This window comes from Rhodanobacter aciditrophus, assembly GCF_042679525.1.
Lineage (GTDB): Bacteria > Pseudomonadota > Gammaproteobacteria > Pseudomonadales > Marinomonadaceae > Marinomonas > Marinomonas aciditrophus.
This window is the reverse complement of record NZ_JBHTMN010000011.1, coordinates 368,602-381,349: the sequence shown is the minus strand read 5'-3', so window position 1 is coordinate 381,349 and position 12,748 is coordinate 368,602. Positions and strand designations below refer to the sequence as shown.

Genomic DNA, 12,748 nt, shown 5'->3' with positions numbered 1-12,748 from the left:
AGAGAGAGAATGACATGACCTTATCAATGTTTTCAAAATCGTCTATCAAAGACTGGTTAACAGGAATTTCACTTAAGAAAGCCCTGTTTCCAGTTATAGGTATCTTAGTCTTTTTAGTGCTGTGGCAGGCTGGCGCTAGTCGAGTTGATACGTCTCTGGGTACTTTTCCTGGGCCTGTAAAAGTATATGAACAGTGGAACAGCCTCGTAGATGACCATCAGCGAGAACGAGTAAAAGAGTCGTCCTTTTACGAGCGTCAAGAAAAACGTATTGCTGATCGCCAAGCAAAAGATCCAAGTTATGTGGGCAAAATTCGTGCTTACACAGGTAAGCCTACATTTTTTGATCAGATCTTTACCAGCCTCTACACGGTACTAGCAGGCTTTGGTTTGGCTACTTTGATCGCGATCCCAGTGGGGATTTTGATTGGGTTAAATAGCTCTGTTTACAGCGCGCTAAATCCTGTGATTCAGGTGTTTAAACCCGTATCTCCACTCGCTTGGTTGCCCCTTGTGACCATGGTGGTAAGTGCGTCCTATGTGTCGGATGATCCAATGTTTTCTAAGTCGTTTTTGACTTCTATGTTCACCGTAACGCTTTGCTGTATGTGGCCAACTTTGATCAATACTGCTGTTGGTGTGGCCGCGGTGGAAAAAGATCTTCTAAACGTTTCTAAAGTACTGCGTTTAGGTTGGATGACTCATGTAATCAAGATTGTTATCCCTTCTGCTATCCCACTGATGTTTACGGGTTTGCGTTTGTCATTAGGGATTGCGTGGATGGTGTTGATCGCGGCAGAAATGCTGGCTCAGAACCCGGGGCTAGGCAAATTTGTATGGGACGAATTCCAAAATGGTAGTTCAGATTCTTTAGGTCGCATTATGGTGGCAGTACTGATGATCGGTTTCATTGGTTTCTTGTTAGACCGTGCAATGCTGATGCTACAACGCTATGTGTCTTGGGACAAAACCCAAGTACTACGTTAATCACATGGCATATACGAGGAAAAAATTATGACAACGCATTTAGACATCAGCCAAGTTTCCATTGAGTTTCCAACCCCTAAAGGCCCCTTTAAAGCCCTTGATGGTGTGAACCTAAAAATTGAGAAAGGTGAGTTTGTCTCCCTGATTGGCCACTCAGGCTGTGGTAAATCCACAGTATTAAATATCGTTGCAGGGCTTTATGACGCCACGTCTGGTGGGGTGTTATTGGATGGTAAAGAAGTCCGCGGCCCTGGCCCAGAGCGTGCGGTAGTGTTCCAAAACCATTCTTTACTGCCTTGGTTGACGTCCTATGAAAACGTGGAGTTGGCGGTTAAGCAGGTGTTTCGTAAAACCAAGTCCAAAAAGGAAATGCATGATTGGATCATGCACAACCTTGAGTTGGTGCATATGACCCATGCAGCGGATAAACGCCCTGATGAAATTTCTGGTGGTATGAAGCAGCGTGTGGGCATTGCCCGAGCCTTGGCGATGGAGCCGAGTGTACTGCTGATGGATGAGCCATTTGGTGCTTTGGACGCTTTGACCCGTGCCCATTTACAAGACTCATTGATGGAAATTCAAAAAGATCTTAACAACACAGTGATCATGATCACTCACGATGTAGATGAAGCGGTATTGTTGTCTGACCGTATTGTAATGATGACTAATGGTCCAGCGGCGACTGTGGGTGAGGTGCTACATGTAGATCTTGAGCGTCCACGAGATCGACTTGCTCTAGCAAATGACCCTAAGTATGTGGATTACCGTGCGCAAGTGCTGACATTCCTATATGAGAAGCAGCGTAAGGTAGAGCCTATCGCAGCGGCTTCTAATAGCAAAAAAGCAAAGGCAAAAGTAGTCAATGGTTAGTTTAGTGGCTGTTGAGTCATTGCCTCGTCTTATCATCATTGGTGGTGGTATGGCGGGTAGTCGTTTGGCCCATGATCTTATGGCAACGGAGGCGGGTTATCAGGTTACCTTGATCAGTGAAGAAGCCCAAGTTGGCTATAACCGCATCATGTTGTCTGCACTGCTGGCTAAAGAGATTGACGCCAAAGACATGCCTTTGGTGGATATTCAGGGCATGCGTGAAAAAGGCCTAGAAGTGGTTGCTGGGGATGCGGCTGCCAATATTGATACTCATAGGCGCTTAGTTGTTTTAGCAAGCGGGCGTGAGCTTCAGTATGACAAACTTGTTTTTGCTACGGGTTCTAGGGCCAGTATTTTGCCAATTGATGGCAGCAAAGCTTCAAACGTGATTGGTTTTCGTAATTGGCAGGACACACAAGTTCTGTCGGAGTTACCGAGCACAGCACACGTTTCTGTGATTGGTGGGGGGCTTTTGGGCTTAGAAGCGGCAGTGGGATTGGCAAAAAAAGGTCACCCTGTCACTGTTTATCACCGCTCTGGATGGATCTTAAACCGCCAGTTGGATGAGGCGGCAGCTAAGATGCTGCAAGCACAGCTAGAAAAGTATGGCGTTACGTTCCGACTAGGGCAGACACCAGAAAAATTTAAGTGTAACGCTGTGGGTAAGGTGATTGCCATCCTTGGCAAAGATCATATTCAGCCAGCGGATTTAGTTGTAATGGCTGCTGGTATTACCCCAGAAATTGAGCTCGCTAAAGCGGCAGGAATAACTACGAATAAGGCGATCATTGTAGACGCCCAGCTTCGTACGTCCCACGACGATGTGTATGCCATTGGTGAATGTTGTGAGTTTGAATCTCAAACCTTTGGCTTGGTTGCTCCCATTTGGGATCAATTGAAGGTCTTGCTAAAGACACTGGGGAAGACCCCTTCAGTTTTTACCATCGAAGCTGTACCTACAAAACTGAAGGTATCGGGTGTCAATGTGTTTTCGGTAGGTCGCATTGTGGCAGACGAAGAAGACCAAGAAATTTGCTACACCGACGTAGCAACTGATCATTATCGCAAACTACTGATCAATGGTGATCAGCTAGTGGGCGCAATTCTTTACGGCAATGTCGCCGATGGTAGTTGGTATTTCCAACTGATTCAAAACAAAACGAATGTCTCAAGCATGCTTGATACGTTGATCTTTGGTGAGGCTTATTGCCCCCAAGACGTCGCGTAATAGAACAGAGGCTTCTTATAGCCATCGCTTTGACAGCACCTAAGGTGAGGTAAACATAATGACGACTTCTACTAAAAAATTGAATCTTGTAGTGGTAGGTAATGGCATGGTTGGCCACCACTTCATTGAAAGCCTAATTGAGCAGGGCGGCCACGAGCAATTCAGTATTACTGTGTTTGGTGAAGAACCACATTTAGCATACGACCGTGTGCATCTGAGCGAATATTTCCAAGGTAAAGGCGCTGCAGATCTTGCTATGACCGATGGCAGCCTCTACGACGATAATGGCGTGAAATACGTTACTGATTGTCTTGTGACGGGGATTGACCGTGAAGCCAAAAAGGTGGTTTTAAAGGACGGTACAGAAGTGGCTTATGACAAGCTGGTATTGTCCACTGGCTCATTTCCATTTGTTCCGCCTATTCCTGGCCATGACCGCGCCAACACATTTGTTTACCGTACTTTGGAAGACTTGGATGCGATCCGCGATTGCGCAGCTAACGTTAAGACAGGCACCGTTGTCGGGGGTGGCCTGCTGGGTCTTGAAGCAGCTAATGCCCTACAAAATTTGGGTCTAACCACTCATGTGGTGGAGTTTGCGCCACGCTTAATGCCGGTTCAATTAGACGAACAGGGTGGTGAAGTTCTAAAAGGCATGATTGAGGGACTTGGGGTTGCCGTACATACCGCAACAGCGACCAATGAAATTGTCGATGGAGAGCAAGCGTTCCACCGAATGAACTTCGCAGACGGCTCACATCTTGAAACCGATCTTATCCTATTTTCGGCGGGCATTCGTCCTCAGGACGCTCTGGCTAAACAATCAGGCCTAGAAGTTGGGGAGCGTGGCGGTATCGTCATTAACAACGACTGCCAAACATCAGACGAAAATATCTATGCCATTGGTGAATGTGCCCTTTGGAACAATCGACTTTATGGTTTGGTTGCCCCGGGTTACACCATGGCAAAAGCGGCAGCAGCAAATCTGCTAGGCCAAAGTGACAAAGCCTTTATGGGTGCGGACATGAGCACCAAGCTTAAATTGCTAGGTTGTGATGTGGGTTCTGTGGGGGATGCCCACGCCGCCACTCAAGGCAGCAAAGTTTTTGTTTATCAAGATCAGTTAAGTAATGCTTACCGCAAAATGGTCGTATCCGAAGATGGTAAGAAGCTCTTGGGAGCAGTGCTGGTGGGTGATAACAGTTATTACGACACCTTGTTGCAGTATTACTTGAATGGTATTGATCTTCCTGAGCAAGCTCAGTCACTGATTCTTCCTGCTGGCTCTGGTGCGCCTGCAGCCTTGGGAGTGGATGCTTTGCCTGCGACAGCGTCCATCTGTAGCTGTCATAACGTGACCAAGCAAGACATCTCTGATGCCGTATGTGGTGGGGCATTAAGCCTTGGTGATGTGAAAGGCGCCACTAAGGCAGCGACTGGTTGTGGTGGCTGTGCTGCCTTGCTTAAAAAGTGTGTTGATCATGAGCTCCTTGCTCTTGGGGTTGAAGTCAGCACGGATATTTGTGAGCACTTTGCCTACACCCGCCAAGATCTATACAACTTGGTCAAGGTAGAAGGCATCAAGAGTTTCCAAGAGCTTTTAGACAAACATGGCAAAGGGCACGGTTGTGAAATTTGTAAACCAGCTGTTGGCTCTATCCTAGCCAGTGTTTGGAATGACTATGTATTGAAAGATAATCACATTGCCCTGCAGGACACTAATGATCGTTTCTTAGCAAACATGCAGAAAGACGGAACCTACTCCATCGTTCCTCGTGTACCGGGTGGCGAAATCACCGCGGAGAAGCTCATCGCCTTAGGTGAAGTTGCAAAAGAATATGGCTTATACACAAAGATCACCGGTGGACAACGTATCGATTTGTTTGGGGCAACGGTGAGCCAACTGCCAGAGATTTGGGGCAAATTAATCGACGCAGGCTTTGAAACGGGCCAAGCCTACGGTAAGTCTCTACGTACAGTGAAGTCATGTGTGGGGAGTACTTGGTGTCGATACGGGGTTAATGACAGTTTGTCCATGGCCATTGCATTGGAGAATCGCTACAAAGGTCTGCGCGCTCCTCACAAAATCAAGTTTGCCGTGTCTGGCTGTACTCGTGAGTGTGCGGAAGCACAAAGTAAAGACATTGGTGTCATTGCTACAGAAGGCGGCTGGAACCTCTATGTATGTGGTAACGGTGGTATGAAGCCACGTCATGGGGATTTGTTTGCTAAAGACTTAGACGACGACACGCTTATTCAATACATAGATCGCATCTTAATGTTCTATGTGAAAACAGCGGATCGTTTACAGCGTACCTCTGTTTGGATGGACAACCTAGAAGGTGGTTTGGATTATCTAAAAGATGTGGTTATCAACGACAAACTGGGTCTGTGTGAAGAATTAGAAGCACAAATGACGCATGTGGTTGATACCTTCCAGTGTGAATGGAAAACCACTTTGGAAGATAAAGAAGCCCTTAAAAACTTCCGTCAGTTCGTTAACTTAGATGCCAAAGACGAAAACGTTGTATTTGTTCAAGAGCGAGACCAAATACGCCCAGCAACGGCCGAAGAAAAAGCCCAATTGATTGCGAAAGCAGTATAGGAGACATCATTATGCAGTGGACTAAAGTCTGTGAAAAAAGTGACCTTATTGCGGGTGCAGGCGTTGCGGCACTGGTTCAAGGTAATCAATTAGCGTTGTTTTACGTGCCACAAAGTGAGCAGCAAGTCTTTGCGTTATCTAACTGGGATCCAGCGGGTAAGGCTAATGTGTTGTCTCGTGGCATCGTTGGTCATTTGGGTGGCCAATGGGTGGTAGCGAGCCCGCTTTATAAGCAACATTTTGCGTTAGAAACAGGCCTTTGTATGGAAGAGTCTCTGAATGTTTCGACTTGGCAGACAAAGGTAGAGGACGATGGCATCTATGTTGGTGTGATGAATTAAAGTGGTGCGAGGTGCCATAAACCTGTGCAAATTGGTGCAAATAGGAGGGGCGCTCCACGTTAATCTCATTAAGTGTTACCCGAAATCTCAAGAAATAGGGTGTTTCAAAGAAGATTTCAAAGTTGGCCTGCGGATTGCATTAATAAAAATAACTGTCGCACCGTAGGCCGATGAAGGTTTACACATAAAGCATACAGATACTACAAAAGGCAACGGAGCCCGATATCTTCCTAGAAGGTGTCGGGCTTTTTTATGCCTAACGTTTTAGTTTTTAATCGTGAGTGTGAGGAGAAAGCCTATGTCTGCTTCTGCCGTCAAGACCACCTGTCCCTATTGCGGTGTAGGTTGTGGAGTCAACTTATCGAGCCGAGCATCAAATAGAGTTGTCCCTCCTGTCTCTGGTGATAAATCTCATCCAGCTAATTTTGGTCGCTTGTGTGTGAAGGGCAGTAGCTTGGCGGAAACCATCACGCCAAAAGGTCGTTTGTTACAGCCTATGATCAACAACAAAACGGTCACTTGGGAGGCTGCTACGGATGCAATCAGTGCAAAGATTAAACAGGTTACTGAAGAGTTTGGTCCCGATGCTTTTGCGTTTTATCTATCCGGTCAAATCCTGACAGAAGATTACTATGTGGCGAATAAGCTGGCGAAAGGATTCATCGGCACGGCAAATGTCGATACAAACTCTCGTTTATGCATGGCTTCAGCCGTTGTCGGTTATAAACGAGCCTTTGGCTCTGATACGGTGCCATGTTCTTACGAAGATCTAGAGCTTTGTGATCTATTGATCATGGTTGGCTCTAATGCTGCTTGGACACATCCGGTGTTGTTCCAACGTATTAGTGCTGCTAAGGCGAAACGCCCAGATATGAAAATCGTGGTGATTGATCCAAGAAGGACGGCCACTTGCGACATTGCGGATCTTCATTTGTCATTAAAACCCGGTACCGATGCCGCAATATTCTCTTATTTACTGCAAGACAGTGCCCATGAGCACCTGTTAGATGCTGAGTTTGTTTGCACCCATACCGAAGGCTTTGATCAGGCCTTAGCCCAAGCAGAACAGTCAACACCAACACTGGAGGCAACCGCTGATTTCTGTGGTTTAGCAGCGGATTCACTTCTTCAGTTACGTGACTGGTGGCGTAGCACCCCTAAAACAGTCACTTTCTACTCCCAAGGCGTTAATCAATCTTCTTCAGGAGTAGATAAGTGTAATGCCATTATTAACTGTCATCTGGCCACTGGGCGCCTTGGTAAAGTCGGAGCAGGACCATTTTCCATTACTGGTCAACCTAACGCTATGGGGGGCCGCGAGGTGGGTGGGTTAGCAAATCAATTGGCTGCCCACATGGATTTTGCGACGCCTGGTGCAATTGATTTAGTGCAACGATTTTGGCAAGCGCCTAATATGGCAACGGAAAACGGTTTGAAGGCCGTTGATATGTTCAATGCCATAGAAGCTGGGGATATAAAAGTCCTCTGGATTATGGCCACTAATCCCATGGTCAGTTTGCCGAATACAGCACAAGTTAAGCGAGCGCTGGAAAAGTGTGAGCTCGTAATCGTTAGTGATTACAAAATGGGGACAGACACTTCGGCGTTTGCGGATATTTTACTGCCAGCAACGGGATGGAGTGAGAAAGACGGCACGGTGACAAACTCGGAACGCCGACTGTCACGTCAACGGGGCTTACTTCCGCCTGCGGGTGAAGCTAAGCATGACTGGCAGGCCATTTGTGACGTCGCGACTAAGTTAGGTTTTGGGGAGGCGTTTAACTTCAAAGGCCCCCACGAGATTTTTGCAGAACATGCGGCCTTGTCTGGGTTTGAGAATGACGGAAAGCGTGACTTTGATATCAGTGCTTTTGAATCCATTACTAAGCAAGAATACGATGCGTTAGTACCCGTACAGTGGCCAGTAAACAAGGCTAACCCTCAGGGAACAGCGCGCATGTTTACCGACAAGCGTTTCTTTACGCCCTCTGGCAAAGCTCGATTCGTGCCGATTACCCCTGCGCTGCCTAAACAGCTTCCAAATGATGAATACCCATTTACCCTGAATACCGGGCGAGTACGTGACCAATGGCACACCATGACACGTACGGGAGATGCGGCCTCATTAAGTCGTCATCTGGCTCAACCCTTTATCGAGATACATCCAGAGGATGCGCAATCTCAAGGAATAAAAGACAAAACCCTGGTTAAAGTGTTTTCACCTTATGGCCGAGCTTTGCTGAAGGCTAAAGTGACGGATGCTGTTGCAAAAGGCTCCGTATTCGTTCCTATTCATTGGACTCAGCAGTTTTCTAATGCATCCATTGTCTCTGCTTTGATTCCAAGTGAAGTGGATCCTTTGTCTGGTCAACCTGAATCAAAGCACGCAAGAGTCACGTTAGAGCCATTTAAACAGGTGAAGTACGGATCAATTGTCTCAGAGGTGCCATTAGATTTGTCTGACTGTCTGTACTGGTGTGCTGTGACCAGCGACCATGGATATCGCTATGAAGTGGTATGGCCCACTGAAATGCCCATAAAAGCATTCAAAGATCGATTCGCTCGATTATTGCCTAAAACAGCACAATGGGTGGAATACACTAATCCCCACAATCAGCAAATTCGTTTGGCTGGCGTCACAAAAGACCGCTTAAAACTGGTGGTTTACATTAGTGATAATCCCATGGTGGCGACGACAGATTGGCTAACGTCTATGTTGGCACCAAAGCAAACCTTAACTGAGATGGATCGCATGGCGCTGTTAGTGGGCACGCCAGCTAATGTAGAGGATAAAGGCGAAATCGTATGTGCTTGCTTCCAAGTGGGGACTAAGCAAATAAATCAAGCCGTAGAGGGCGGTGCTCGTTCCCCTGAAGCTTTAGGTAAAACCCTTAAATGTGGCACGAATTGTGGTTCCTGTATTCCAGAGCTTAAAACACTGATTGCTAGTAATAAGGAGACGGCAGTATGAGTAGAGGATTCACCCCCTACATTCAAACCCTTGGTCGCGGTAAAAAAGGGGCCCGTCCTTTAACCACTGATGAAGCATATACCGCCATGACCATGATGCTTAATGGGGATGTGGCGCCAGAGCAAGAAGGAGCGTTTTGGATGCTCATCCGTATTCGTGAAGAAACCGCTGACGAAACCGTTGGATTTACCAAAGCGGTACGTGAATACTTAGGGGCAACTTCTGGGGCAGATTGTGTGGATCTAGATTGGCCAGCCTATGCGGGTAAACGTAATGAGTTGCCTTGGTTTCTGTTAGCTGCATTGGCTTTGGCTGATTCTGGGATTCGCGTTTTGATGCATGGACACTCTTTTGAAGGGGAAGACCGGCTCTACGTTGATGAAGTGATTTCATCCCTTGGTCTGCCAGTTTGTTTAACCAAAAGTTCCGCCTCTAGGGCATTACAAGAACGTCAGTTTGCCTACATGCCATTAGCCAGTATTAGTCAAAAATTGGCGCAGATGATGGATCTTAAATACATTCTAGGACTGCGTTCCCCGGTCAATACAGTGGTACGAATGATGAATCCGTTCCAAGCCCCCCACAGTGTTCATGGGGTATTTCATAAAGGCTATGACGAATTGCATATCGAAGCCTGCGAAAAGCTAGGTGATCCGTCTGTATTGGTATTCCGTGGCGGTAATGGTGAAGTGGAAGTCAATCCTGAGCGTGACGTGGTATTAGGTAAGCGCCAAAGTGGGGAAACTTCATGGTCCACTTGGGAAAAAGCAGAACAGCAACACAAACGCATGAAAGGTAACCTAGATTTAGGTCGCCTGATTAGCCACTGGCGAGGGGACGCAATTGACCCCTTTGGCGAACAGGCTGTTCGTCAGACTTTGGCTTCGGTAGTGGGGTTAATACATCACCGAACAGATCATCAAGAATGCTTAGATCTTGCAGACCAAATTTGGCGTAGCCGACAGCTAGATAAATTGTGATCTGCGGGAGTTATCTATAAAAAAGCCCACCTAGTCTTCTAGGTGGGCTTTTTGTGTATTGGGCACCTGTTAGGCTGTGGCATCTGTTGCAATAACAGATGAAGCCTTTTTGACATAGTCGCCCATTTGGTCGAAGTTCAAGTAATCATAAATCTCTGCAGACATGCTGTTAATCTTACTTGCGTATTCTAGGTACTCTTCAGGGGTAGGGAGCTTACCTAATAAAGAGGACACCGCTGCTAATTCCGCAGAAGCAAGATATACGTCAGCACCATTACCCAAACGGTTTGGGAAGTTACGGGTAGAAGTGGACACCACAGTGGCTTTGTCCGCTACGCGGGCTTGGTTACCCATACATAATGAACAGCCCGGCATTTCCACCCGTGCACCGGCTTTACCAAAGATACTGTAATAGCCTTCAGCCGTGAGTTGTTGTTGGTCCATCTTGGTTGGTGGTACTACCCATAGACGGGTTGGTACAGTTTGCCCAGCCGCATCTAACAGTTTGCCCGCTGCACGGAAATGTCCGATGTTGGTCATACAGGAGCCAATAAATACCTCATCAATACTTGCCCCTTGTACTTCTGACAGTAGGCGAGCATCGTCTGGATCATTTGGCGCACACAAGACAGGTTCCTTAATGGTATCCAAATCAATCTCGATAACGGCAGCGTATTCTGCATCCGCATCAGCGCGCATCAAGCTTGGGTTGGCTAGCCATTCCTCCATGGCTTTTGCTCGACGTTCTAAGGTACGAGGGTCCCCATAACCTTCAGAAATCATCCAGCGCAACATGACGATGTTGGATCTTAGGTATTCTGCTACGGATTCTTCCGATAGGTTAATGGTACAACCTGCCGCAGAACGCTCAGCAGAAGCGTCGGAAAGCTCAAAGGCCTGTTCAGCAGTAAGGTGTTCTAGGCCTTCAATTTCTAGAATACGACCAGAGAAGACGTTTTTCTTACCTTTCTTTTCAACAGTAAGATGACCTTCTTTGATGGCTTGAAGGGGGATGGCATGAACCAAATCACGTAGGGTGATTCCGGGCTGCATGGTGCCTTTGAAGCGCACTAAGACAGACTCAGGCATGTCTAATGGCATCACACCTGTGGCAGCAGCAAAGGCCACCAAACCTGACCCCGCTGGAAATGATATGCCTAAAGGGAAACGGGTATGAGAATCGCCACCCGTGCCGACCGTGTCAGGCAGGAGCATCCGATTTAGCCAAGAATGGATAATGCCATCACCGGGGCGTAAAGACACACCGCCACGGTTCATAATAAAGTCAGGCAATGTGTGATGGGTGTTCACATCCACAGGTTTTGGATAGGCTGCAGTATGACAGAAGGACTGCATCACAAGATCTGAGGTGAAGCCAAGGCAGGCCAAGTCTTTTAACTCGTCACGGGTCATTGGGCCGGTAGTATCTTGGGAGCCTACTGTGGTCATTTTCGGTTCACAGTAAGTGTTTGGGCGAACGCCCGGTAAACCACAGGCTTTACCTACCATTTTCTGAGCAAGGGTGAACCCTTTACCGGAATCTTCAATGTCACCTGGTTTCAAGAATAGATCAGAGGCTCCTAATCCTAGTGACTCGCGAGCTTTGGTTGTAAGACCGCGACCCACTATTAACGGAATCCGACCGCCTGCACGCACTTCATCAAGAAGCACTTGGGTTTTTAATGAAAATTTAGCGATCACTTCGTCTGTGTCATGCTTCTTAACAACCCCTTCATATGGGTAAATATCAATCACATCACCCATTTCCATGTTATCTACGTCCATTTCGATGGGGAGTGCACCAGCATCTTCCATGGTGTTAAAGAAGATGGGAGCTATTTTGCCACCGATACAAATACCACCAGAACGTTTGTTTGGAATAAACGGAATGTCTTCACCCATATGCCATAACACAGAGTTGGTGGCAGATTTACGGCTAGAGCCTGTGCCCACAACGTCACCCACATACGCAAGTGGGAAGCCTTTTTCTTTTAATTTTTTGATCTCTGTAATTGGGCCGATTTCACCATCTTTGTCTGGCACTATGCCATCACGTGACATTTTGAGCATGGCGTTAGCATGGAGCGGAATGTCTGGGCGAGACCATGCATCCGGTGCGGGTGATAGGTCATCAGTGTTGGTCTCACCTGGTACTTTAAATACCGTAACCGTGATCTTTTCTTCAAGTTTCGGCTTTTTGGTGAACCATTCGCCATCCGCCCAAGACTGAATAATCTGTTTGGCAAAGCCATTACCAGCATTTGCTTTTTCTTCTACATCATGAAAAGCATCAAAGATAAGAAGGGTGTGGGAGAGGGCGCTTGCAGCAATGGGGGCGATCTCTTCATCATCTAAACATTCGATAAGTGGTTGAATGTTATAACCCCCTAGCATGGTTCCTAGGATTTCAGTGGCTTGTTGTTTATCAATGAGTGGAGAAGAAGCGTCACCTTTGGTGATGGCCGCAAGGAAACCGGCTTTGACATAAGCGGCTTCATCAACACCCGCTGGAATACGATTTTTAAGCAGATCAAGAATAAATTCCTCTTCACCTGCGGGTGGGTTCTTAAGAAGTTCAACGAGGGCTGCGGTTTGTTCTGCGTCTAGAGGTGTCGCGGGTATTCCTTCCAAGGCGCGTTCTTCGACATGTTTACGATATGCTTCTAACACAATAGATCCCCTTATTTTGACATCAGTCTATTTAACCGATGTTGTTTAAGCGTTAGCTCAACAACCTTACTGACTCGGATAAAAGTGAGTAAGTTGA

At 47.0% G+C, this 12,748-nt stretch carries 8 protein-coding genes; 7 read left to right on the top strand and 1 reads right to left on the bottom strand.

The window, feature by feature from the left end; all coding sequences use genetic code 11:
- Positions 1-14 precede the first annotated feature (14 nt).
- The 7 genes from ACFQ45_RS10765 to ACFQ45_RS10735 all read left to right on the top strand — a co-directional run bounded on the left by ACFQ45_RS10765 (position 15) and on the right by ACFQ45_RS10735 (position 9,981).
- Positions 15-986 carry an ABC transporter permease gene (locus ACFQ45_RS10765; protein ID WP_377367517.1) on the top strand — a complete coding sequence of 324 codons (972 nt, stop codon included), beginning with the start codon at positions 15-17 and terminating at the stop codon, positions 984-986.
- Positions 987-1,013: 27 nt separating this feature from the next.
- Complete coding sequence (locus ACFQ45_RS10760; protein ID WP_377367515.1) at positions 1,014-1,856, top strand: ABC transporter ATP-binding protein; 843 nt, start codon at positions 1,014-1,016, stop codon at positions 1,854-1,856.
- Complete coding sequence (locus ACFQ45_RS10755; RefSeq protein ID WP_377367513.1) at positions 1,849-3,084, top strand: NAD(P)/FAD-dependent oxidoreductase; 1,236 nt, start codon at positions 1,849-1,851, stop codon at positions 3,082-3,084. The genes ACFQ45_RS10760 and ACFQ45_RS10755 overlap by 8 nt, the downstream gene beginning before the upstream one ends.
- A 58-nt stretch (positions 3,085-3,142) precedes the next feature.
- Positions 3,143-5,689, top strand: a complete 2,547-nt coding sequence (gene nirB / locus ACFQ45_RS10750; protein WP_377367511.1) for a nitrite reductase large subunit NirB — start codon at positions 3,143-3,145, stop codon at positions 5,687-5,689.
- A gap of 11 nt (positions 5,690-5,700) precedes the next feature.
- Complete coding sequence (gene nirD / locus ACFQ45_RS10745; RefSeq protein WP_377367509.1) at positions 5,701-6,030, top strand: nitrite reductase small subunit NirD; 330 nt, start codon at positions 5,701-5,703, stop codon at positions 6,028-6,030.
- 298 nt (positions 6,031-6,328) lie between these two features.
- A complete protein-coding gene (locus ACFQ45_RS10740; protein ID WP_377367507.1) occupies positions 6,329-9,001 on the top strand; it encodes a nitrate reductase in 2,673 nt (890 codons plus the stop codon).
- Complete coding sequence (locus ACFQ45_RS10735; RefSeq protein WP_377367505.1) at positions 8,998-9,981, top strand: glycosyl transferase family protein; 984 nt, start codon at positions 8,998-9,000, stop codon at positions 9,979-9,981. The genes ACFQ45_RS10740 and ACFQ45_RS10735 overlap by 4 nt, the downstream gene beginning before the upstream one ends.
- 69 nt (positions 9,982-10,050) lie before the next feature.
- Here the strand turns inward: ACFQ45_RS10735 and acnB are convergent, their stop codons facing one another.
- The gene (acnB, locus tag ACFQ45_RS10730; RefSeq protein WP_377367503.1) at positions 10,051-12,651 is read right to left on the bottom strand and encodes a bifunctional aconitate hydratase 2/2-methylisocitrate dehydratase; all 2,601 of its coding nucleotides are present in this window, start codon (positions 12,649-12,651) and stop codon (positions 10,051-10,053) included.
- Positions 12,652-12,748: the final 97 nt, after the last annotated feature.

Bases quoted from the DNA above. Each gene is read 5' to 3' on its own strand.
- ACFQ45_RS10765 (WP_377367517.1), top strand. From the start codon at position 15: ATGACCTTATCAATGTTTTCAAAATCGTCTATCAAAGACTGGTTAACA.
- ACFQ45_RS10760 (WP_377367515.1), top strand. From the start codon at position 1,014: ATGACAACGCATTTAGACATCAGCCAAGTTTCCATTGAGTTTCCAACC.
- ACFQ45_RS10755 (WP_377367513.1), top strand. From the start codon at position 1,849: ATGGTTAGTTTAGTGGCTGTTGAGTCATTGCCTCGTCTTATCATCATT.
- nirB (WP_377367511.1), top strand. From the start codon at position 3,143: ATGACGACTTCTACTAAAAAATTGAATCTTGTAGTGGTAGGTAATGGC.
- nirD (WP_377367509.1), top strand. From the start codon at position 5,701: ATGCAGTGGACTAAAGTCTGTGAAAAAAGTGACCTTATTGCGGGTGCA.
- ACFQ45_RS10740 (WP_377367507.1), top strand. From the start codon at position 6,329: ATGTCTGCTTCTGCCGTCAAGACCACCTGTCCCTATTGCGGTGTAGGT.
- ACFQ45_RS10735 (WP_377367505.1), top strand. From the start codon at position 8,998: ATGAGTAGAGGATTCACCCCCTACATTCAAACCCTTGGTCGCGGTAAA.